Source organism: Koromonas humicola (assembly GCF_059726255.1).
This window is the reverse complement of record NZ_AP040873.1, coordinates 2,415,109-2,437,718: the sequence shown is the minus strand read 5'-3', so window position 1 is coordinate 2,437,718 and position 22,610 is coordinate 2,415,109. Positions and strand designations below refer to the sequence as shown.

Below are 22,610 nucleotides of genomic sequence, written 5' to 3'. Positions count from 1 at the left end.
GACTTGGAATGATTTCGAGACGCTGTTCGGTCCTCGCGGTGCATGTGGCGGATGCTGGTGTATGACCTGGCGTCTTTCGCGATCGGAGTTCAAACAGAACGAGGGTGAAGGCAATAAGAAAGCAATGCGCGCACTCGTGGATGCTGGACATGAACCCGGAGTGCTGCTGTATGAGAATGGCAGCGCCATTGCCTGGTGTGCGGTTGCGCCTCGGGAAGAGTTCATACGGCTTGGTGCTTCAAAAGTATGGGCTCCGGTTGATGATCAGAAGGTCTGGTCAATCACGTGTTTCTTCATCGAAAAGAAAGCTCGCGGCAAAGGACTGTCAGTCGAAGTTCTGAAAGCGGCAGTGGAGTTTGCGCGCTCTCGCGGCGCGAAGATAGTCGAGGGGTATCCGCAGGAGTTGAAAGAGAAACTGCCGCCTGCATTTGTCTGGACAGGTGTGATGCCGACGTTCGAACGAGCCGGGTTTCGGGAAGTCGCGCGCCGATCGCCGAAGAAGCCCGTCATGCGGAACATCGCGAAATGAAGACGAAGGCAACTTCAGAAAGCGAAAAGCCGCGTGCTGAGAAGACCAGCATGTTTCGAGACATGCTGCGGCAGGTCAGTAAAGTTCCGCGTGGCAAAGTGGCGACATACGGCGACATCGCGTACGCTGCGGGCTATCCTGGTGCGGCACGACAAGCCGCCTGGGCATTGCACGCTTCAGCCGCCGGAGTGCCATGGCATCGCATAGTCGGTGCTGGTGGAAAGATTCTTCTGACCGGTGAACATGGATTCGAGCAGAGAATGCACCTGCAGGCTGAGGGCGTAAGGTTTCTTGGACTGAAGGTCGACATGGCTGTTCATCACCATACTTTCTTCGCCGAAAGGAACACCTCTAACAGAATCAAGGCGAAAAGCACCCGCTCAGAAACACGCTCCAAAAAGAAACAACGACGCTCGTTTTAACATTCTGTTCATACGTCATTCATATACTGCTGCTGATGCGGAGGAGTTCCGCAACAGAAAGGCACCTATGAAGAATGGCAAATGGATGTTGGTTTTCGCGACGCTGGCGCTAATGGTTGGCCTAGCCTGCAATTCGAAGTCTGGCTCGAGCGCCGTGGTTGCGAACAAGAGCAGTAATCCAAATCAGATCATTGGCGCCGGTTCCACCTTTGTTTATCCGATCATGAGCAAGTGGATCGAGGGTTTTCAGCAGCAGAGCAATGGAGTGCAGATCAACTATCAGTCGATTGGTTCGGGCGGCGGCATTCAGCAGTTGAAGAAAGGCCTTGTTGATTTTGGCGCGAGTGATGCCGCGCTGGACGATGAGGCGCTGAAAGGAACTGCTCCTATGCTGCAGATTCCTGAAAGTGCGGGACCAGTTTGTATAACGTATAACCTCCCTGGCATCGCCAAGCCTCTGCGCTTGACCTCGAAGGCGCTGGCGGGAATCTTCCTTGGCACGATCAAGACTTGGCAAGATCCTGAGATCGTGAAAGCCAATGCTGGCGCGGCTTTGCCGAATACCCCGATCGTGGTGGCGCATCGTACGGAAGGCAGCGGAACAACCAACATCTTCACGACTTATCTTTCGGCGATCAGTCCCGATTGGCAGCAGAAGGTTGGCAAAGGGACGAACGTGCAATGGCCCGTTGGGCTTGGTGGCAAAGGCAGCGAGGGGGTAACGGGAATCGTGAAGCAATCGCCGGGCGCGATTGGGTACGTTGAACTGACGTATGCGCTTGGCAACAATCTGCCGGTCGCTGAAGTGCAGAACGCGGCAGGGAAGTTCGTTGCGCCGAGCGCGGAGAGTGCTTCGGCAGCTATCGCTGCGTATGCGGATAAGATTGCGGCTGATGTCCGGGTGCCGATCGTGAATCCTCCGGCCAGCGCGCCAGACGCTTATCCGATTACGGGACTGACATTCCTGATGATAACGACGGATGGGCCAGACCTTGCGAAAAGAGAGGTTGTGAAGCGCTTCATCAAGTATGTGGTCACGGACGGACAGAAGCAGGCGAGTGCATTGCACTATGCTCCTCTTCCGCCTGCACTGATTGCGCAAGACCAGAAATTGCTCGATCAGATGACGGCGGGCGGAAAGCCTTTGCAGTAGAGGGCATTCACCAATTGGTTAATCGCTCGATGTCGCAGAAGTTATTGAAGTGGTGAATGGTTTAGATTTCAGCGCGCTGGCGTAACTGATAGGTAAATATGTGCGGGCTCCTGGTGGATGATGAGTTAATCCAGGAGCCCGCATATTTCGTTCGAAAGGAAGTTGTCGCGAAGCTAAACGAGTTCGACTCCCCACAGGTCATGGAGGTGGACGACGCCTTCGAGGCGATTGCCTTCGGAGACGACCATGAGAGAAGTGATCTTCTTCTGCTCCATGATGTCGAGAGCCTGAGCAGCGAAAGCTCCTGCCTGGATCGTGCGGGGATTCGCAGTCATGCACTGCGAGGCTGTTAGGTCGAGCACGTCTTTGCCGCGCCTTTCGAGGAGGCGGCGGAGATCACCATCGCTGACGATACCGACGAGGGCGTCGTTGTCGGTCACGGCGGTCACGCCCAGACCCTTGCGCGACATTTCGTAGATGACTTCGATCATCGGTGTCGATGGCGAGACGCGCGGGATGGCATCTCCGGTATGCATGAGTTGGGAGACGCGTGCGAGACGCTTGCCAAGCTTGCCGCCGGGGTGCAGGTTGGCGAAATCTTCGGCACGGAAGCCGCGGCGCTCACTGAGAGCAACGGCCAGTGCGTCGCCGAGTGCAAGCATGGTCGTGGTCGAAGCGGTGGGCGCGAGTCCGAGAGAGCAGGCTTCTTTGTTGATGGAGCAATCGAGTGCAACGTCGGCAGCCTGGGCGAGCGTTGATGCTGGATGGCCGTTAGTCGGGTGCAGGCAGTCGCAGGTGAAGCTGATGAGGGGAACTCCGAGTCGCTTAATGGTCGGAAGGAGTTCGAGAATCTCAGTGGTTTCGCCTGAAGCGGAGAGCGCGAGCACGAGGTCGCCACGCATCACCATGCCAAGATCGCCGTGGAGTGCTTCGGCGGGATGCAGGTAGAGAGCCGGTGTCCCGGTCGAAGCGAACGTAGCGGCGAGTTTGCGTCCGATGAGTCCGCTCTTGCCCATACCGGTAACAACGACGCGACCGGCACAACAGAGAATGAGTTCAACGGCACGCGTGAAGTCAACGGCCATGGGGCCAGCAATACGATCGGCGAGGCGGCCCAGAGCCTCGGCTTCAATGCGAACGACCTTTTCTGCGGTTTCCATGATTTACGAAAAAGTGTGCACCGAGACGCTGCAACCGGAACGCGGTTGACTTTCGACTGCGACGCACAGGAGTTTACTGCTGGTTATCGTACCATGTGGGAATGAGAGATTGGCTTCGGGTTTTGACCGTAGTCGCCGGCCTATCGTTGTCCATGGCCGCGCAAACGAACGAGAGCGTTACGTTGAGGCGAGGCACGCAGGAAATCGGTGTCTGGGCTGGGTACTCGCCGAATTCAACAATCGGCATCGGCAAGGTGAATGACCGAAGCTGGTTTGAACTGAATGGGCAATATGCGGTGACGTTCGTGACGTGGCGGCAGTTGGCTGTGAAGTGGGTATCGGAAGTTGAGCCGGTCACTTTGCTGAATGAGCCAACCGAATACTACTTCGATTCACAGCACAAGCTTCTCTATTCCCGTCCGGGTGCGACGGTCTATGCGGGCGGGTTCACTCCATTGGGAATGCAGTTGAACTTCCGCAATCGGAGAATGGTTCAGCCGTTCATCGATGCACATGGTGGATTCCTGTACTTCTCGCGGCAGGAACCGGTGCCGAACTCTTCGCAATTCAATTTTACGTTCAACTTCGGGGCCGGAGTGCAGGTGTTTAGCGGTAAGAGGTCGTCGTTGTTGGTCGGGTGGAACTATCACCACATTTCGAATAATGAGACTGCGCCTCTGAATCCGGGGATTGATAACCATGAAGTGTATGCAGGGTGGATGTGGAGGTGGAAGCAGGGGAGAAGGTGATGTGGTCCGAGCGTTTGGTGGTAGGTGACCTTGAGCGGCAAAAGATGAATGGGAGTCGGTAGGGGTCCTTCGCTGCGCTCAGGATGACACCTTCAAGGCAAAACCAGAAGCAAGACCGAAGGCAAGGCCAAAGGCAAGAGCGACGGCAACAGAAGAACCTTTGGTGCGCGCTTCGCGCGATCTTTGTTAGGTCCCACATGCGCTCGCCAAAAGAGGCGAGCGTATATGGGGCACCCGCGGTGCTTGGGGTTGCAGTGATCTTGAACAGGTTGCACACCAACCCAACTAACTAGACTGTGATGGCGTTGCGGATGGCCAGGAGTTGCTGCAAGGTTGATTTGAGGTTTGCCAGCGGCAGAGCATTGGCTCCGTCGCTTTTTGCTTGTGCGGGATCGTCGTGCACTTCCATGAAAATGCCATCGATGCCAGCGGCGACGGCGGCGCGGCTAAGGATGGGAATGAACTGCGGCTGTCCTCCGGACTGCTCGCCCTGGCTGGGAAGTTGGACGGAGTGAGTCGCATCGAAAATGACGGGAGCGTACTCGCGCATGATGGCCAAGGAACGCATGTCGACGACGAGGTTGTGATAGCCGAAGCTGGCTCCGCGTTCGGTGAGCGAGACATGATCGTTGCCGCTCTCGCGAACTTTGGAGACTGCGTGGCGCATGTCCTGCGGCGCGACGAACTGGCCCTTCTTGATATTTACAGCGCGGCCAGTGTGTGCGGCGGCGACAAGAAGGTCGGTCTGACGGCAGAGGAATGCCGGAATCTGCAACACATCGACGACTTCTCCCGCAGCGGAAGCCTGTGAGGCTTCGTGGACATCGGTGAGAACGGGGACGCCGACTTGTTCACGGACCTTGCGCAGAATGCGAAGTCCTTCGGAGAGACCGGGGCCACGGAAGCTGCTGATGGATGTGCGGTTCGCTTTGTCGTAGCTTGCTTTGAAGATATACGGCACGTTGAGCTCACGGCAGATCATTGAAATGGAAGTGGCCATGAGGAGAGCATGCTCCTCGCTTTCAATGACGCACGGGCCAGCGATGAGAAATAGATCTGGGCCGCCTATGGTTACGTTCTGTACGGGGAAGGACATAGGAAAATTATAAGGTTTCGCGAGATTTCGCGAAGTGATCAAAGTTTCGCAAGGTGGTTGATGTCGCTCGGGCAGACGCTGAATCATCAAACACTGAAAAAGGAGAAGTTTGAATGCAGGAACGCGCACTTGGTAAGCAAGGCTTGAAGGTCACGGCTCTTGGGCTGGGCTGTATGGGAATGAGCGACTTCTACGGGACCCGTGATGACGCGGAATCTACGGCAACGATTCATCTCGCGTTGGATCGAGGGGTGCGCTTTCTAGATACGGCCGATATGTATGGGCCGCATACGAACGAGATGCTGGTCGGTGCGGCGGTGAAAAGCTGGAAGGGCGGCAAGCGCAATGATGTGGTGATCGCTACGAAGTTTGGATTTGTACGCACAGGCCCAGGGGCGCTGGATCGAAGAATCGATGGCTCACCGAAGTATGTAAAGCAGGCCTGTGAAGGAAGTCTTAAGCGTCTGGGTGTGGACACGATTGACCTCTACTATCAGCATCGCGTCGATCCGGAGACTCCGATTGAGGAAACTGTTGGCGCCATGGCGGAACTAGTGCGCGAGGGAAAGGTGCGCTACTTGGGGCTGAGCGAAGCCGGACCGGACACAATTCGGCGGGCACACAAGGTGCACCCGATTACGGCGGTGCAGACGGAATACTCGCTATGGACACGGGATCCGGAGGATGGGGTGCTTGCGACGTGTCGCGAGCTGGGCATTGGATTCGTCGCCTACAGTCCGCTGGGGCGCGGGTTCCTTACAGGACAGATCAAGCGCTGGGAAGACATTTCGGATGACGATTACCGCAAACACCAGCCACGATTCCAGGGAGAGAACTTCAACAAGAACCTGGAACTGGTGAAGAAGATGGAAGAGCTGGCAGCGCAGAAGGGATGCATGCCCGCGCAGTTGGCAATTGCTTGGGTGCTAGCACAGGGAGAGGATGTCGTGCCGATTCCGGGTACGAAGCGCAGGAAGTACTTGGAGCAGAACCTGGCGGCGTTAGATGTGAAGCTGACGGAAGATGAGTTGAAGCAGATTGAGGAGATCGCACCAAAGGGAGTCGCGGCAGGAACGCGGTATCCCGAGCACATGATGAGCGGACTTTCGAGATAGAAAAATTCTATTGAGTCTGCGCAAAGTTCGAGTTAATGAAAACGCTCAACAACGGCGATAAGGGACGGGAGAAGCCAAGAATTATGACAGTCTCTTTCGTCAAGCCCTCGCGTGCGAGTGGGCGCGGAGCTTAGATCTGGTTTTTACGCGGATACTACATGGAAGGGTGTTCGTGGTGTAAGCTATCTGTTCCGCGCAGCGGACGTATCCCCGGAGGAATACAGGCGATGAAGGGTAATGACAAGGTAATTGCCGTATTGAACGAGGCTCTGCAAGAAGAGTTGTTGGCGGTGAATCAGTATTTTCTTCATGCGGAGATGTGCGAAAACTGGAAGTACGAAGCGCTCTCAAAGTACATCAAGAAGCAATCGATCGACGAGATGAAGCATGCCGAAAAGTTGATCGAAAGAATTCTTTTCCTGGATGCAACGCCTAACCTTAGCGGGCCTACGCAGTTGAACGTGGGCAAGACGGTGAAAGAGCAACTTGCGAGCGATTTGCAGTTGGAACTGGGCGCAGTGCAGCTTTACAACCGCGCAATCAAGTTGTCGAGAGAAGAGGCAGATAACTCCACGGCCGATTTTCTTCAGAATATTCTGAAGGACGAAGAAGGGCACGTGGATTGGCTGGAAGCGCAGTTGCACCTAATCGAGGAGATTGGATACGAGCGCTACCTATCGGAGCAGATGGGCTAGCCGGCCGAGATGCAGAAACTTAGGAGGAGGCCTTAGAATAGGGCCTCTTTTCTTTTGCCGAAGATTCTGACAGCCCAAGGAATCGTGAGCTGAACGAGAGTACATCAGTTTAGGACATGCGCTGAGCAGGGCCAATGGTAACCAAGGCAGAGTGCGTGGAAGTTAGGGCCGTGGCAGACAATTTGCTCATCTATTTATCTGATGTTCCTTAACATTCAAAGGCTTTAGTTTGCTTTTTGTGGGTTCATGGAGAGACTTGGAGGGCGCACGTGCAGGTACGACGCAAGAGAGAACGAAAGGTGATGAAGGCCGTTGCCGCCGGATTGTTGGTATGGGTGGTTTCGGCCATAGCGCAGATGGCGCTGATGCCCATTGACCACTCGACCATGGCGCGGCAGGTGATCGCCAACAGCATTGGTGGTCTGGTGACCGTAATTGTGACGCTCGCTATTCAGCTTGGGCACGAGGAAGTACACTTCCAAGTCGCACTAGAGCGTGCAGCAATCGTTGCCGAGTTGAATCATCATGTGCGGAATGCTATTTTCCCGATGCATATAGCGGTAGAGAGACTCGGTGATGCAGACGCAAAAAGAATTGCCGATGAGGCAGTGGAGCGCATCAATATGGCGTTGAAGGATGCCACGGCCGACGCACTCTCGCGCCGCGTTGACTACTCGGCACAGGATGTTAGCGAAACACACGCTTGACAGAAATGAAGCAAGATCGAGGATACATGCAATTTAACGCCTTGCTGGTGGATGACGATACAGCAGTGCTCGAGACATTGAAGAGCATCTTTGAGACGCGCAATTTCAGCGTTTCGACGGCGGTTTCTGCTGGAGATGCGACTAAGCGACTCGCCCAGCTTTCATTTGACCTGGTTGTAACGGACATGCGCATGGAGAAGGAAACCTCTGGGTTCGAGGTCGTTCGGCAGGCAAAGTCTCGCGACAATAGGCCCGTGGTAATCATCCTGTCGGCCTATCCGATCCCGGTATCGGAATGGCGCAATGCGGGTGCCGATGCAATGTTCATGAAGGGCGGCGGCATATTCCGCATCCTGGATGAAATCGAACGGTTGTTGAAGGCGAAGCGGAAGTCTGCAGCTGCTGATCGCGACTAAGATCGAGATTGGTTGGGATGAAGGCCGGACGACACTGTCCGGCCTTTTCGTTATGCAGCCGTTGTGGCGCTGGGCTGACGCTGGCCACGTCGCATGGCGCTGAACTGAGCCATACGCTGTTCTAGTTGCTGGAGCCGGGTGCGCCCTTCTTCCGTGCTCAGGATGACCTTCTCGAGATGCGAGAAGAATTCCGGGCCGAAACGGGCGCGGCACTCTGCAAGGAAAGGCTTCATCTTGGCGTAGCAGAACCAAGCCTCGCCACAGGTGTCGTAGAAGAGCCCTGGATGATAGGCTCCGCGAAGTACGAGCGATGCTGCCATATCCCAGTAAGACAGTACCTGGCGGAGCCAGTGATTGTGCTGAGAATCGAAATCGAACATGCACTGCTCGACTTCGGCAAAGGTTTGTGGCCAGAACTCGCCTCCAAACCAGGTTCGGGCTTTGCGCATTTCGGATTCGCGGCGCAAGTCATAGAGACGAAGCGTCAAGTCAGCGTCGGCAACGGTGGCATGAACGTTGTCCATGTAATCCTCCGGCTGAGTAGTGTGCACGGAAACCAGCACTGGGTGGGAAAGAATTGCAAGCTGGATGAGTTATTTTTTCCCAGCAACCTCCCGGCGTAGACGCTCTTCTTGCTCGCGGACTTCGGGCGGGAGCGCATCGCCGAAATCAGCGGCTTCGTAGATCTGGCGAATCTCGATTTCGGAGCCGCCGTCGAAGGGTGCGCGCTTAAGCCATTCAATGGCGTCTTGTAAGGAATTCACCTGCCAGATCCAAAAGCCAGAGATGAGGTCTTTACCCTTAGAGAAAGGACCGGGGATCACGGTTCGCTCGGAGCCTTCGAAGCGCACGCGCGCTCCCTTGGATGTGGGGTGAAGTCCCTCGCCAGCGAGCATCACGCCAGCCTCTACAAGGGCTTGGTTGAATTTGCCCATCTTCTCAAAAAGAGAAGGATCGGGAAGTACACCTGCCTCGGAATTCTTGTCGGCCTTTACCAGAACCATGAATCGCATCGTATTGAACTCCTCGTCGCAATGAAGCTTCTGATGGTGAGAGCCAATCTATAGCTCCGGGAGTTTGAATGTATGCGAGCAATTCTGGCTGCCTGCTTGTTTCTGATAATGACGGTGGCGTGTTCGCAGGACAAAAAGGAGGCGCAGGCGAGTGCTCCGCCTGCGCACTCGCGAGCATCGCTGCTGCTGGAGCGGACGGCCGCTAAACCCGGTGCGCAGGTGCGAGTTGGGATCGCGATCGAAACGGATAAGGGATGGCACACGTACTGGAAGAATCCGGGAGATTCGGGTGAGCCACCACGCATCAAGTGGCAACTTCCGGAAGGCGTGACGATGGGACCGCTGGAGTGGCCAGCACCGCAACACATTGCGAATACCGCTGGAACGGGTTACGGGTACGAGGGAAAAACAGTGCTGCTGAGTACCTTGAAGATTCCGGCGACGATGAAGGCTGGAACGAATGTGGCGGTGAATGGCGAACTACGATGGCTGGTGTGCCACGATGTTTGCATGCCGCATAAAGCGGAACTCAACGCGGACTTGAAGGTCGCGGGAGTGGAGCACGCGGACGCGAGCACAGACGCAACTCTGAAAGAAGCCGCAGCTCAACTGCCGAAGTCGTGGCCGCATCGTGTGCGGCTGAAAATTACAAACGAGAAGGATGCGTTCGATCTGAGCTTTGCGGGAGATGCGACCAAGGCGGTGGCGTTCTTTCCGGAGGAGGTTGGGACGATTGACAACGCCGCCCCGCAGCAACGTCAAGATACTCAGGGAGTCATAAGGCTGGAGCTGAAGAAGTCGGATCACCTGCATGCTGTGCCAGCACGTATAACAGGAGTGCTGTTGGAGGGAGATCAGGCGTACGAGGTAAATGCGCCAGTGTTGCAGGAGAAGTAGGGGAGATGAAGAAGCTGGGATTGGTTCTGCGACCCACCAACACCACATGCCTGTACGGGTGCTAGGTGAATTACGCCAAGTGACGAGGCGCAGGACTGCGCAGCTCAGAATGTCTATATAATTCCGCACTACTATGGACCGGGAAATGGAGCCCGTGGAACTAGAGAAGACCGTTCCGGGCTCGCGCGATCCCGCTTCATTGCTGCGCAGGGTCTTCAGTTCACGCCATGGAGAGATTCGGTTCGGAGCAACCGACAGGCTGCTGCCACGATGGATTTTCCTACGCTCCTTGGGACTGATCTACTTTTCTGCTTTCTACGCACTCCTGTTTCAGATCAAAGGCTTGATTGGACCGCATGGGATTTTGTCCGCGGGACAGTATCTGAGGCTGATTAGTGATGCAGCTCCGGGCGCGATTCGTTTCTGGTATGCGCCAACGCTGCTGTGGTTTGCGAGCAGCGCGCGCATGCTGATGGGGTTGTGTTGGGTGGGATTGCTTGCGTCGGTGCTGCTGGTTGTGAATGTATGGCCGCGCTTGATGCTGGCGTTGTGCTTCGTGTGCTTCCTGTCATTTGTGGCCGCGGCTGGAGAGTTTTCGGGATACCAATCAGATGGGATGTTGCTGGAGGCAGGATTCATCTGCCTGTTTTTCGCGCCGCCAGGTGTGAGGCCGGGGCTTGGTGAGGCGAATCCTCCTTCGAGGTTCAGCCTGTTTCTGCTGCAGTGGGAGTGGTTCCGGATTTACTTGCAGTCGGGCATGGTGAAGCTGGCAAGCGGTGACCCTCAATGGCGCAACTTCACGGCCATGGATGAGTATTACCAGAACTGTCCGCTGCCGACGTGGGTGGGATGGTACGTGCAACATCTTCCGCACTGGTTTCATGCGGGAACGGTGGTTGCGACGCTCGTGATGGAACTGGTGCTGGTCTGGATGATTCTGCTTCCGCGAAGACTTCGGCGAGTACTGTTCGTGATCGTCACGCTGTGGGAGACAGGGGTAATCCTGACGGCGAATTATGCGTTTCTCAACTATCTGGTGCTCGCGCTGGGAATCCTGCTGGTGGACGACCGGTTCGTAATGAAGTGGACTCCTGCGGTGTTGCGAGGTTGGATTGCCCCAAGGAATTTGGATGAGTCGCCAGCTTCGAAAAATGGATGGGGCGAGAGTGTTTCGAAGCAGCTTGGAGCGATGAAGCTGGCCGGAACTGTCGTCGTGTTGGGATGGATGTTTTATGCCACGACTGCAAAGCTGGTGTGGATGGTGGCTCGTCGAGCACCGCTTCCAATGGCTCCCGTGCAAGCGCTAGAGCCATTCCGAGTAACGAACCAGTACGGGCTGTTTGCGGTGATGACGCGTGGGCGATACGAAGTGGAATTCCAGGGCTCGGCAGATGGTGTGAATTGGGTCGCATATCCATTTCGCTACAAGCCACAAGCACTGGACGCAAGGCCGAGGATATATGCGCCGTACCAACCACGATTCGATTGGAACCTGTGGTTCGCTTCGTTGGGAACGTGGAGAGATTCGGCGCTGGTTCCGAGCACCGAGCTGTTGCTGCTGTCCAATGATCCTGACGTTCTGGGGTTGTTTGCAGCGAACCCATTTGCGAAGGCTCCGCCACGACAAGTGCGCGCTGTCCTGTGGCAGTACTGGATGACATCGATGAATGAGAAGCGCCAAACAGGAAATTGGTGGCGGCGTGAGTTAGTGGGGCCATACGCGCCAACACTGGAAAAGTTGCCAGACGGAAGAGTGGCGGTGATCAGCATGCCCGCAATAACGGAGCCGAAGCAATGAGTTCACAGCGCAGGGCGGTTGTAGTGGGTGCGGGGCCGAATGGATTGGCGGCGGCCATCGTACTGGCGCAGGCCGGGATGCGAGTCGAAGTGTTTGAGGCCGAAGAAGTGGCAGGTGGAGCGGCGAGGACGTTGGAGTTGACGCTTCCGGGATTCAAACACGACTTTGGGGCGGCGGTGCATCCGATGGCTGCGGGTTCGCCGTTCTTTTCGTCACTTCCACTTGAGAAGTACGGATTGGAATGGATTCATCCAGACGCGCCACTGGCGCATCCGCTCGATGATGGCACGGCCGTAATGCTGGAGCGCGACCTTGATGCAACGGTGCGCGAGTTAGGGGAAGATGGCGAGGCGTGGCGGACACTGGTGGAAAGCCTGGCACTGAATTGGAAGAGCATTGCGATAGATCTCCTACGTCCGATGCTGCATGTGCCAAGGCATCCGTTGCTGGCGGCGGCCTTTGGGGTGAAGGCGCTAATGCCTGCATCGACGCTGGCGCAGAGCGCGTTTCGAAATGAGAGAACTAGAGCGCTATTTGCTGGACTGGCGGCGCATTCATTCCTCGCGCTGGATGAACCACTCAGTGCCTCGTTCGGAATCATTCTGGCGGCAATTGGGCACGCGGAGGGCTGGCCGATTGCGCGAGGGGGATCACAGTCAATTACGCAAGCGCTGATTCAGCATCTTGAATCGTTAGGCGGAAAGGTGAAGACCGGGCAGCGCGTGGAACGGTTGTCGGATCTAGGCGACTTCGATGTGGCAATGTGCGACGTGACTCCGCGAGCTTTGCTTGAAATGGCGGGAGAACGATTTACTCCGCCGTTCAGGAACCTGCTGGAGAAATTTCGGCATGGGCCGGGAGTCTTCAAGGTGGACTACGCGCTGTCGCAGCCGATTCCATGGACAGCGAAGGAGTGCTCAAGGGCAGCAACACTGCACTTGGGCGGTAGTCTGCAAGAGATTGCGGAATCCGAAAAGACGGTCAGTAGGGGGCGTCATGCAGAGCGTCCATACATTCTGGTGTCGCAACCGACATTGTTTGACCGCACGCGAGCACCTGAGGGAAAGCATGTGGCCTGGACTTACTGCCATGTGCCGAACGGTTCCACAGAAGATATGCTGCCGAGGTTTGAAGCGCAAATCGAACGTTATGCACCCGGGTTCAGGGATTGCGTCATAGCGCGCAGGGTGTTGCTGTCACGCGATCTTGAAGCGATGGATTCGAATCTTGCGGGTGGCGATATCAACGGGGGAGAAGTTTCATTGTCGCAATTTGTATTTCGTCCGACGTGGCGTCAGTATGCAACGTCGGACCGGAGAGTGTATCTCTGTTCGTCTTCGACCCCGCCGGGAGGCGGCGTGCACGGGATGTGTGGATTTAACGCGAGCACCTTGGCATTAAGGCGAAGTATCTGGGCCGTGTAAACCTTTGCTGCGGAATCGGCATCATACAGGTGCAGCAGTGCTCCCAAAGTCAAGAGCGTGCTGTGAAATCGAGCCAGATTTGACGAAGGCACACTTCTTTTCCCACTACAAATTCGGTCTCAAACAAACGCAACAGCCGTGCTTTGTGTGACACGCGGCCAGATGACCGCAGAGCATTAACCGGAGGAGCATTCATGGACGGTTTGCTGGATTTGATTCAGAAGAACTCTGAGTTGATTGTGCAGGATTGGATCGGTGATTTGAAGAAGCGCATCAGTCGGAACGGTGTGTTCGATGAGCGCGAATTGAATGCCCAGGCAACGGATGTGCTCTCGACGATCACGTCGGTTGGGACCAGGGGGGCGCTGGATAATCTCGATTCCGCTGAGTGGCAACCACTGAGGGAGTTGCTGGCCAATCTGTCGGCTTCGCGCGCTGTGCAGGGATTTACGCCATCTGATACAGCGAAGTTTGTGATCTCGCTTAAGGGACCGCTCTATTCCCTAGTGAGGAAACAGTGGGGCAAAGATCCTGACGAGATGTTCAGGCAGATCTCATTGGCGAACGATTTTGTCGATAATCTCGCGCTGCACACAACGGACAGCTATATACATGGGCGCGATCAAATCATTCAGCGGCAGCAGGAAGAAATGCTGGAGTTATCGACTCCGGTGGTTTCTTTGTGGGACGGAATCATCGCGCTGCCGATGATTGGCACGCTGGACAGCGCGCGCACACAAGTGGTGATGGAGTCGCTGCTGAATGCAATTGTGCGTACGAACTCGCGATTCGCCATTATCGACATCACGGGAGTACCGACGGTCGACACTCTGGTGGCACAGCACTTGCTCAAGACGATTACGGCTGCACGTCTGATGGGCGCCGAGTGCATCTTGAGCGGCATACGACCGCAGATTGCGCAGACCATTGTACATCTCGGGATCAACCTGGAAGATGTCATCACAAAGGCAAAACTTTCTGACGCACTCTGGCTGGCGCTGGAAAAGAGCGGACGAAAGGTCGTACGCGCGACTACCACAAAGCTAACGGGCACGAATTCGGGCACCTCTGAACAACAGCGAGGGGCATGATGGAGCGAATTCCGATTCTGCGAATGGGAGATTTCCTGCTGGTCACGATCCAGGTTGATATGCACGACAAACTGGCTCTGACGTTACAGGACGATCTCACAACCCGCATTGCGGAGGTGAGTGCGAAAGGTGTCCTAATCGACATCTCATCGCTTGAGATCGTGGACTCCTTCATTGGGAGAACGCTGGCCAATATCGCATCGATGGCGAAGGTGCTTGACGCGGAGACGGTGGTGGTGGGAATGCAACCGGCTGTGGCGATCACCCTAGTGGAACTGGGGATGGCACTACCAGGAATACGAACGGCCCTCAATGTCGAATCCGGGATGGAATACCTGCGCGAGAAACTGACGAGCCGCGAGGAGAGCGATGGGTATGAGTATGATGGGGACCGTACTGAAGGCTGAGAATATCCCCATCAAGGTCCAGTCCGATGTCGTGAGTGTGCGGCAGCGCGTTCGCGTGTGGGTTACTGAAATGAAGTTCAGCCTGGTTGAGCAGACGAAGATTGTGACAGCAGCCAGCGAACTTGCCCGCAACACATTGGAACATGGTGGTGGCGGATTCCTCGAGTTGTCACAAGTAATGAATGGAACACGAACAGGCATCAGGCTACGTTTTGTTGACAACGGGCCGGGTATCCCTGACGTGCAGCAGGCGTTGAAGGACGGGTTCACGACTGGTCAGGGAATGGGACTTGGACTGGGCGGGAGTAAACGTCTGATGAATGAATTCGAGATCGAGTCGAAGCCGGGCGCCGGTACGAAAGTCACGACGATTCGATGGAAATGAGTGCTGTAGATGATGTCGAAAGAGCATCGCCAGATTCCGATCAGTTCGGCAGATTCGAGTTTGGCAGGAAATGCGCGGCGAACGGCGATTTCGATGGCTTCATCGATGCATTTCGATGAAGTGCGGCAGGGGCAACTCGGAATTGTCGTGACAGAGGCGGCTCGGAACATCGCCACTCATGCCGGGGAGGGGCAGATTGTTCTCTCTCCGTGGACGTTTGGCAATTCGGCGGGGATCGACATGTTTGCCCTGGACCAAGGTAAGGGCATCAAAGATGTTGACCGCAGTATGCAAGACGGCTATTCGACGGCAGGAACTCCGGGCAACGGGTTGGGAGCAATGGAGCGGCTGGCAGAGAGCTTCCAGATTTTCTCGTTGCCAGGGAATGGGACGGTGGTGTGGGCGAGGGTTCTTCGCACTCCAAAAGATGAAGATCAGCAGTGGAACATGAGCGCGATTTCGCTGCCGGTGCATGGGGAGACGGTATGCGGGGACGCCTGGAGCGCGGAGTGGAGAACGGGGCGCACTCTTTACATTGTGGCTGATGGATTGGGGCATGGTCCAACGGCGGCAGAGGCCGCGAACGAGGCCGTGAGAGTCTTCCACGAGTGCGCGGACTGGACACCGCAACAGATCTTGAGTCAGATACACCTGGCCTTAGCCAAGACGCGTGGCGCGGCGGTGGCGATTGCGGAAGTTATACACGAGAAGCGCGTGCTCAATTACATCGGCGCAGGAAACATTGTTGGTGCGATCTGCCACGCGGGTAAGACGCGAAGCTTGGTATCGATGAATGGGACAGTGGGGCACTCGATGGGAACACTGCACCAGTTCTCCTACCCTTGGGAGCCAGGGTCTTCGTTGATCATGCATTCCGACGGTTTGGGCACGCGGTGGAGTTTTGAACAATATCCGGGGTTGACGATGCGGCATCCGGCTCTGATTGCGGGCGTGCTCTTCAGAGATTTTTGCCGGAAACGGGATGACGCTACGATCCTGGTTTCGCGGATAGCAGCATGAATGATCCAAAGACGTTTTCGATCCTGACACTGCGGTTACGGCATGAACGTCACGTGGTACACGCGCGTCAGCGAGCGCGGGATATTGCGGCACTACTGGGTTTCGAGCACCAGGAGCAGATCCGTCTGGCAACAGCGGTTTCAGAACTTGCTCGCAATGCTTACAGGTATGCGAAAGACGGAGTTGTGGAGTTCCTAATCGTGGACTCCACTCCGCAGATGTTCGTGATGGCTGTCAGCGACTCGGGGCCAGGCATTTCCGATTTACAAGGAGTGCTGGACGGCCGATACGTTTCGAAAACGGGGCTCGGGAAGGGGCTCACCGGAACGAAGCGTCTGATGGATCTGTTCAAGATCACATCTTCTTCGGAAGGAACGAGAGTAGAGGCAGGGAAGGCCCTGCCGTCGACTACTACGCCGCTGGATGAGAACGCAGTGCGGCGCATTGCAACGGAGTTAGTGAAAAGCGACGCGGCTGATCCGTTTGATGAAGTGGAACGACAGAATCAAGAGTTGCTGAAGACTTTGGCGGAGTTGCGAGAGAAGCAAGAACAGCTCGCGGAGTTGAATCGCGAACTCGAGGACACGAACCGAGGCGTGGTGGCGCTGTATGCAGAGTTAGATCAGCATGCAGATGACTTGCGACGTGTGTCTGATCTGAAGACGAGTTTCCTGTCGAATCTTTCGCACGAGTTTCGGACTCCCTTGAACTCGATCACGTCGTTGTGTCGGATGTTGATGGGACGCACGGACGGTGAGCTGTCGGGCGAGCAGGAGAAGCAGGTGCGATTCATTCAGCGTTCGGCTGAAGAATTGTCGGAACTCGTGAATGATTTGCTTGATTTGGCGAAGGTCGAGGCGGGAAAGATCGATGTGAAGCCGCGGCACTTTGAAGTAAGCGATGTTTTCGCAGTGCTTCGCGGCATGCTGAAGCCGCTGTTGGCGACCAACAGCCTGGAACTTGTGTTCGATACGGCGCAAGATCTGGTGCCGCTGTACACGGACGAGGGCAAGCTTTCGCAGATCTTGCGAAACCTGATTTCGAACGCCCTGAAGTTTACGCGGCAAGGCCAGGTGAGAGTAAGCGCGGAAATGCTGGGCGCGGACAAGGTTGTATTTCGCGTGCAGGATACAGGGATCGGTATCGCTCGGGAAGACCAGGAGCGCGTATTCGAAGAGTTTGTACAGGTCGAAAGCGAGATGCAGGGACGAGTGAAAGGCACGGGGCTGGGGCTTCCACTTTCGAGGAAACTAGCCGAATTGTTGGGCGGAACGATCACGCTGGAGAGCGAGTTGGGCGTAGGCTCAACTTTCATCGTGACTTTGCCCGTTTCGGTTGGTAAGCCGGAACGGAGACGCGCCGCCCCTGCAATACAAGTAAAGCCCGGGCGCACGGTGTTGTTCATTGAGGACAACGAAGAGACGAACTTCGTACACCAGGCTTCATTACGGAATAGCCAGTACAAGTTGGTGTTCGCGTCGAACATTCCCGAGGCCCGGGCTGCAATGAAAGGAACTGTCCCTGCGGCGGTGACGCTGGACCGATATCTGGATGGACAGGATTGCCTCTTCTACATTAAGGAAATGAAGGCGCACGGATACTCCGGGCCAACGATCGTTACGAGCGTCGTCGATGATCCGAAAGCGGCGTTTGAGGCTGGGGCAGATGCATTCCTGCCCAAGCCTGTGTCGCCCATGATTCTGGCCAACACTCTGCGGGAAGTGATCGAGGGCCGAAGTTCTAGGTCAGCGTTGCTGGTGGATGATGACGAAGTGACGCGGTATGTGTTGGGCGAGTCGCTGGGAAAGCTCGGATTTCGTATTTTGGAGGCGCATAACGGACGTGAAGCCATCCGGCTTGCGGATATTCACATCCCATCGATAGTGTTCCTCGATATAGTGATGCCGGACCTGAACGGCTTCGAAGTGCTGCGGGAACTCAGGAGCAATGCGGCTACCAGGAACATTCCTGTAGTCATACATACTTCAAAGGAGTTGTCCGCGAAGGACAACACTTACCTACAGGAGATGGATGCACTGTTTTTCCCCAAGAAGCCCTTTGGGAGGGAGGACAGCGCAGAAGAAATAAGGAGCGTTCTGGCCGCTATCGGGATGGATTCGTGAATAACGAGCGCAAAAGTTCTGCAAACAGCGATTGTGTACTTGTAGTGGACGACCGCGACGAGAACCGGTATACGACGGTTCATGCACTGAAGCGCGCAGGGTTTCCGGTGATTGAGGCTGCCACGGGGAAAGAGGCTCTCGAACTTTCAAAGACACTGCCGAGCGTTATTGTCCTTGATGTCAAATTGCCCGACATTCTGGGCTACGAGGTCTGCCGTCGTATCAAGTCAAACCCGCATACAAGCCACATCCCGATACTCCAGTTATCGGCTGCGTTCCATAACACAGAGAGCAAGCTTTATGCCCTGGGCAGTGGGGCAGATGCGTATCTAACACAGCCAGCAGAACCGGTTGTGTTAGTCGCGACAGTGAAGTCGCTGGTTCGGTTGTACCAGGCGGAATCGCAGGCGAGGATCTCGGCCCGCCAGTGGCAAGCGACATTTGATTCGCTCAATGAAGGTGTGGCAATCACGGACGATTTGGGACGCATTGTGCGCTGCAATCGCGCGATGAGCACCCTGCTGGAGCGTCCGTACAACGAAATTGAAAATTGCGAAGTCACACACCTGATTCAAAGTGTCTTTGGTACAACGGTTTCGACTGACAACCTAAGAACGCCGCAGGAAATGCAGCTCGGGACGAGATTCTTCAGGGTGCGGGTCGACCCAATCATCATCCAAGAAGTGCCGAACGGCAGCATCTTCATTCTGGAGGAAACGACGGATCGAAAGCGGGCTGAGCAAGCCTTGGTGATCAGCGAGGGACTGGCAGCTACCGGCAGGACGGCGCATACGATTGCGCACGAAATCAATAATCCGCTGGAAGCAATCATGAACCTGATGTTCCTCCTGCGGAGTTCGCTGACGGAGCCGGAAATTGCACGGCAGTACTTGGCCACTGCGGAGCAGGAATTGGAACGCGTTTCGCGAATCTCGCGACAGATTCTGGCATTCAACCGCGAATCGAATACTCGAGTCGAGATGTACGTCTCAGACCTGATCGATGATGTGCTGGCACTACATAACCGCATGATCGTGGACAAAGAGCTACGAATCCGGAAGGAATGGAACTCGAATGCAATGGTGAAGGTTTTTCCGGCACAGATGCGGCAGGTATTTTCGAACTTGGTGCGCAATGCGATCGAGGCTTCAACCGTTGGGGGAGAAATACGGATTCGCGTTTCGGAGATGACGCGCTGGAACGATTCAGGCGAGAGCGAAGTCCGCATCTCGATTGCTGATCGCGGTGTTGGGATTCCCCGGCAGAACATCAAGAAGATATTCGAGGCGTTCTTCACGACGAAGGCTCTGAAGGGATCAGGAGTGGGCTTGTGGTTGAGCGCGACCATCGTTCATCAACACAGTGGACGGCTGCGTGTTAGGAGCAGTGCGCGCCCAAGCCGGTCGGGCACCTGCATGATGGTTGTGATTCCTGCGTGCAATGCATCAGTGAGTGAGGATGTTAACGGGGACCGTGACCTGGCGAACAACTGCGCATAGCAATTGGGGCCGCTAGCAGTAGGGTAGGGGGCCTTCGCTTCGCTCAGGATGACATCAAAGGCAAGAGCAAGCCGCAACAGCAAGTGTAACTGCAAAAGCAACTGCAAAAAGCAAGAGCAACTGCAACTGCCCCACCCTAAACTCGAGAAGCACGAGTTTAGGGTGGGGCACCCGATGGTTCTTCTATTGGAGTTTTGTGCCAGCTTGAGCTTTCGGACGGTGGTACAAGTTGTCGTCCGTTGGCTGGGACTCGGCAAGGCGCTTGGTGCGATGCTGGTAGCTGGCGTGAATGAAGCTCAGGAACAGCGGATGCGGCTCGAGCGGCTTCGACTTGAACTCGGGATGGAACTGGCATCCGAGGAAGTAAGGGTGGTTAGGAATCTCTACGATCTCAACGTAGGTGCCGTCCGGTGAGTTTCCGGTGATACGAAGGCCCGCATTGGTCAGAATTCCTTCGTATTCACGATTGAACTCGTACCGGTGGCGGTGACGTTCGCTGATTTCGGTCTTACCATATGCCTTGGCAGCCTGCGATTCGGGATTGAGGCGGCAGTCCCAAGCGCCTAGGCGCATGGTGCCTCCGAGTTCTTCTACGCCACGCAATTCGCGCAGCTTATAGATGACGCGATGTGGAGTGGCGGGATCGAATTCGCTGGAGTTTGCATCGTCGAGGTGGCAGACGTTTCGAGCGAACTCGATGCAGGCAGTCTGCATTCCCAGACAGATTCCAAAATAAGGGACATTGTGCTCGCGGGCAAAGCGAATGCCGTTGAGCATGCCGGCGATGCCGCGTTTGCCAAAACCGCCTGGAACGAGAATGCCATCGAATCCGGTGAGCTGAGGTTCGTAGCTGCGGTCTTCCTTGTCTTTTCTCTCAAGTCCCTCGGCTTCAACCCACTGCACGTTGAGCTTGAGATTGTACTTGAGAGCAGCATGGACGAGCGCTTCCTTCAGTGACTTGTAGGAATCCTCGTACTCGACGTACTTGCCCACGATGCCGATGAGAACTTCGTCCTTAGGATTGTAGGCACGATGGACCAGCGACTCCCACTGACTGAGGTCAGCCTCCTTGGCGTCGATATGCAGGTATTTGAGAACCAGCTTGTCGACACCTTCCTGTGCGAAGGCCAAGGGGCATTCGTAGATGCTGGCAACATCGCGGGCGGTGATGACGGCGCGCTCCTCGACATTGCAGAAGAGCGCGATCTTGCTCTTCATGTCCTGCGGCAGGAAGCGGTCGGTGCGGCAGAGAAGAATGTCGGGCTGGATTCCAATGGAGAGAAGCTCTTTTACCGAGTGCTGAGTTGGCTTTGTCTTGAGTTCTCCCGCGGCGGCGATGTAAGGCACCAGCGTGACATGGACAAAGAGCGTGTTTTCACGCCCGAGCTCCTGACGCATCTGACGGATGGCCTCAAGGAACGGCAGCGACTCGATATCGCCAACGGTACCACCGATTTCGCAGATGACGACATCGACATCCTGCGAAACCTTCTTCATGGCGGCCTTGATCTCGTTCGTTACGTGCGGGATGACCTGCACGGTCTTACCGAGATAGTCGCCTCGGCGCTCCTTGGCGATGATCTGCTCATAGATGCGTCCGGTGGTGAGGTTGTTCTCGCGCGTCAGGCGTGAGTGAGTGAAGCGCTCGTAATGTCCAAGGTCGAGATCGGTCTCGGCTCCGTCATCGGTGACGAACACTTCGCCGTGTTGAAAGGGAGACATCGTCCCTGGATCGACGTTGAGATAGGGATCGAACTTTTGGAGATTGACCCGCAGGCCGCGGCACTCCAGCAGGCAGCCAATGCTGGCAGCAGCAAGGCCCTTGCCGAGAGATGACACGACCCCGCCCGTCACAAAGATGTACTTTGCCGACATATCGTCCTCGTAACCAGGGGGTATTTGAATTGGAGATTTTTGGAGGGGTGCACAATCAATTTTGTACGAAATTGCGGCGTGGAGCAAGTGACGCGGCACAGAATGGCGCAAAATTCTGAGAAGCAGGGCATCAGAGAGGGCAACGGATGCCGACCGGAGTGCTATCTTGTGAGCCTGAGAGGTGGAGTATGTCGCGGGTACTGAAGAGTTTGGCAGTCATCACGCTGCTATGCCTGACACTTGGCCCAGCAGCATGGGCGCAGGCGGCCAAAAGGCTGATTTTGACCGACGGCAGCTACCAGATAGCGACGGAGTGGAAGAAACAGGGCGATCGTTTGAAGTATTTCAGCGCGGAACGCGGCGAGTGGGAGGAAATCCCGACCGCCCTCGTGGACTGGAAGGCAACGGACGAATGGAACGCGCAGAAGGCTAAGAGCTCTGAGGAAGAACTGAAGCAAGTGACCGAAGAGGAAGTCGCTAAGCGCAAGGAGGAGCAACTAAACACTCCATTGGTGGCTCCGGATATTCGTTTGCCTGCCGAGGGCGGGGTGTTTCTGCTGGAGGACGTCGCGGGCAAGCCTGTGCTGAGCAAGATTGAGACGAACAAGATTCAGGTGAACGACAACGTAGGCAAGAACATGCTGCGGAAATCGATCATCCCTGTTGCGAGTCAGGTGCAGACGATTGAGCTGAAAGGCCCGATGGCGAAGGTTCGGGTTCATACGAAAGAGCCTGGGATCTTCGTGGATATTGAGAACGATCAGGGTGTGATTCCGGCCGATAACTTCAGGATCGTGAGACTGGAGCGCAAAAAGGACCTACGAGTGGTGGCCAAGAACACGATTGCCATGAGCGGGGAGCAGAACACGAAGCAGACCTTCCTGAAATCGCGCGCGGAGAAGTTTAGCGGGGACTGGTGGAAGATTATTCCGCTGGAGGACTTGGCGCCGGGAGAGTATGCCCTGGTGATTTCGGCGATGGGCGATGATGGAAATGGGGCGGTCTGGGACTTTGGAGTCGAGAAGTAGAGCGCAAC

The 22,610-nt window shown here is 55.7% G+C and carries 23 protein-coding genes; 18 read left to right on the top strand and 5 right to left on the bottom strand.

Annotated elements, in window-relative coordinates; all coding sequences use genetic code 11:
• Positions 1-61: 61 nt before the first annotated feature.
• The 3 genes from AC6IZD_RS10590 (at position 62) to pstS (ending at position 2,104) form a co-directional block, all read left to right on the top strand.
• Positions 62-529, top strand: a complete 468-nt coding sequence (locus AC6IZD_RS10590) for a GNAT family N-acetyltransferase (protein WP_497783286.1) — start codon at positions 62-64, stop codon at positions 527-529.
• Positions 526-951: an MGMT family protein gene (locus tag AC6IZD_RS10585; RefSeq protein WP_497783285.1), complete on the top strand. Its 426-nt coding sequence runs from the start codon at positions 526-528 to the stop codon at positions 949-951. Before AC6IZD_RS10590 ends, AC6IZD_RS10585 begins: the two co-directional genes overlap by 4 nt.
• 67 nt (positions 952-1,018) lie before the next feature.
• Positions 1,019-2,104: a phosphate ABC transporter substrate-binding protein PstS gene (gene pstS, locus AC6IZD_RS10580; protein WP_497783284.1), complete on the top strand. Its 1,086-nt coding sequence runs from the start codon at positions 1,019-1,021 to the stop codon at positions 2,102-2,104.
• A 173-nt stretch (positions 2,105-2,277) separates the two neighbouring features.
• On the opposite strand, the gene AC6IZD_RS10575 is transcribed toward pstS, so the two are convergent.
• Entirely contained in the window at positions 2,278-3,264 is a 987-nt protein-coding gene (locus AC6IZD_RS10575) for a KpsF/GutQ family sugar-phosphate isomerase (protein ID WP_497783282.1), read from the bottom strand.
• 101 nt (positions 3,265-3,365) lie between these two features.
• Between AC6IZD_RS10575 and AC6IZD_RS10570 the strand changes: the two genes are divergently transcribed.
• Entirely contained in the window at positions 3,366-4,013 is a 648-nt protein-coding gene (locus AC6IZD_RS10570) for an acyloxyacyl hydrolase (protein ID WP_497783280.1), read from the top strand.
• A 289-nt stretch (positions 4,014-4,302) separates the two neighbouring features.
• Here the strand turns inward: AC6IZD_RS10570 and kdsA are convergent, their stop codons facing one another.
• Positions 4,303-5,109, bottom strand: coding sequence for a 3-deoxy-8-phosphooctulonate synthase (gene kdsA / locus AC6IZD_RS10565; protein ID WP_497783279.1), 807 nt, complete (start codon positions 5,107-5,109; stop codon positions 4,303-4,305).
• A 113-nt stretch (positions 5,110-5,222) separates the two neighbouring features.
• Here kdsA and AC6IZD_RS10560 point away from each other — a divergent pair, with 113 nt between their 5' ends.
• The 4 genes from AC6IZD_RS10560 to AC6IZD_RS10545 all read left to right on the top strand — a co-directional run bounded on the left by AC6IZD_RS10560 (position 5,223) and on the right by AC6IZD_RS10545 (position 8,042).
• Positions 5,223-6,224 (top strand): aldo/keto reductase, encoded by a 1,002-nt coding sequence (locus AC6IZD_RS10560; RefSeq protein ID WP_497783277.1) that lies wholly within the window; start codon positions 5,223-5,225, stop codon positions 6,222-6,224.
• 227 nt (positions 6,225-6,451) lie between these two features.
• Positions 6,452-6,919, top strand: coding sequence for a bacterioferritin (gene bfr, locus AC6IZD_RS10555; RefSeq protein ID WP_497783276.1), 468 nt, complete (start codon positions 6,452-6,454; stop codon positions 6,917-6,919).
• Between the two features lie 299 nt (positions 6,920-7,218).
• Positions 7,219-7,626 (top strand): hypothetical protein, encoded by a 408-nt coding sequence (locus tag AC6IZD_RS10550; RefSeq protein WP_497783274.1) that lies wholly within the window; start codon positions 7,219-7,221, stop codon positions 7,624-7,626.
• Positions 7,627-7,652: 26 nt separating this feature from the next.
• Positions 7,653-8,042 carry a response regulator gene (locus AC6IZD_RS10545; protein ID WP_497783272.1) on the top strand — a complete coding sequence of 130 codons (390 nt, stop codon included), beginning with the start codon at positions 7,653-7,655 and terminating at the stop codon, positions 8,040-8,042.
• A 50-nt stretch (positions 8,043-8,092) separates the two neighbouring features.
• Here the strand turns inward: AC6IZD_RS10545 and AC6IZD_RS10540 are convergent, their stop codons facing one another.
• Positions 8,093-8,566 (bottom strand): DUF4760 domain-containing protein, encoded by a 474-nt coding sequence (locus tag AC6IZD_RS10540; protein WP_497783271.1) that lies wholly within the window; start codon positions 8,564-8,566, stop codon positions 8,093-8,095.
• A gap of 69 nt (positions 8,567-8,635) precedes the next feature.
• The gene (locus AC6IZD_RS10535) at positions 8,636-9,055 is read right to left on the bottom strand and encodes a YciI family protein (RefSeq protein WP_497783270.1); all 420 of its coding nucleotides are present in this window, start codon (positions 9,053-9,055) and stop codon (positions 8,636-8,638) included.
• Between the two features lie 72 nt (positions 9,056-9,127).
• Between AC6IZD_RS10535 and AC6IZD_RS10530 the strand changes: the two genes are divergently transcribed.
• The 9 genes from AC6IZD_RS10530 (at position 9,128) to AC6IZD_RS10490 (ending at position 19,699) form a co-directional block, all read left to right on the top strand.
• Complete coding sequence (locus AC6IZD_RS10530) at positions 9,128-9,952, top strand: protein-disulfide reductase DsbD domain-containing protein (RefSeq protein ID WP_497783268.1); 825 nt, start codon at positions 9,128-9,130, stop codon at positions 9,950-9,952.
• 154 nt (positions 9,953-10,106) lie between these two features.
• On the top strand, positions 10,107-11,750 hold the full coding sequence (locus AC6IZD_RS10525) for a lipase maturation factor family protein (protein WP_497783267.1): 1,644 nt from the start codon (positions 10,107-10,109) through the stop codon (positions 11,748-11,750).
• Positions 11,747-13,174 carry a phytoene desaturase family protein gene (locus AC6IZD_RS10520; RefSeq protein WP_497783265.1) on the top strand — a complete coding sequence of 476 codons (1,428 nt, stop codon included), beginning with the start codon at positions 11,747-11,749 and terminating at the stop codon, positions 13,172-13,174. Before AC6IZD_RS10525 ends, AC6IZD_RS10520 begins: the two co-directional genes overlap by 4 nt.
• Positions 13,175-13,368: 194 nt before the next feature.
• Positions 13,369-14,265, top strand: a complete 897-nt coding sequence (locus AC6IZD_RS10515; RefSeq protein WP_497783264.1) for an STAS domain-containing protein — start codon at positions 13,369-13,371, stop codon at positions 14,263-14,265.
• The gene (locus AC6IZD_RS10510; protein WP_497783262.1) at positions 14,262-14,672 is read left to right on the top strand and encodes an STAS domain-containing protein; all 411 of its coding nucleotides are present in this window, start codon (positions 14,262-14,264) and stop codon (positions 14,670-14,672) included. Before AC6IZD_RS10515 ends, AC6IZD_RS10510 begins: the two co-directional genes overlap by 4 nt.
• Complete coding sequence (locus tag AC6IZD_RS10505) at positions 14,641-15,057, top strand: anti-sigma regulatory factor (RefSeq protein WP_497783261.1); 417 nt, start codon at positions 14,641-14,643, stop codon at positions 15,055-15,057. Before AC6IZD_RS10510 ends, AC6IZD_RS10505 begins: the two co-directional genes overlap by 32 nt.
• 9 nt (positions 15,058-15,066) lie before the next feature.
• Entirely contained in the window at positions 15,067-16,077 is a 1,011-nt protein-coding gene (locus AC6IZD_RS10500; RefSeq protein ID WP_497783260.1) for a SpoIIE family protein phosphatase, read from the top strand.
• Positions 16,074-18,200 (top strand): ATP-binding protein, encoded by a 2,127-nt coding sequence (locus AC6IZD_RS10495; RefSeq protein WP_497783258.1) that lies wholly within the window; start codon positions 16,074-16,076, stop codon positions 18,198-18,200. The genes AC6IZD_RS10500 and AC6IZD_RS10495 overlap by 4 nt, the downstream gene beginning before the upstream one ends.
• Entirely contained in the window at positions 18,197-19,699 is a 1,503-nt protein-coding gene (locus AC6IZD_RS10490; RefSeq protein ID WP_497783256.1) for an ATP-binding response regulator, read from the top strand. The genes AC6IZD_RS10495 and AC6IZD_RS10490 overlap by 4 nt, the downstream gene beginning before the upstream one ends.
• A 183-nt stretch (positions 19,700-19,882) precedes the next feature.
• Here AC6IZD_RS10490 and pyrG read toward each other — a convergent pair whose 3' ends face one another.
• Entirely contained in the window at positions 19,883-21,574 is a 1,692-nt protein-coding gene (gene pyrG, locus AC6IZD_RS10485) for a CTP synthase (protein ID WP_497783255.1), read from the bottom strand.
• A 188-nt stretch (positions 21,575-21,762) separates the two neighbouring features.
• Between pyrG and AC6IZD_RS10480 the strand changes: the two genes are divergently transcribed.
• A complete protein-coding gene (locus AC6IZD_RS10480) occupies positions 21,763-22,602 on the top strand; it encodes a hypothetical protein (RefSeq protein ID WP_497783254.1) in 840 nt (279 codons plus the stop codon).
• The last annotated feature ends 8 nt before the right edge of the window (positions 22,603-22,610 follow it).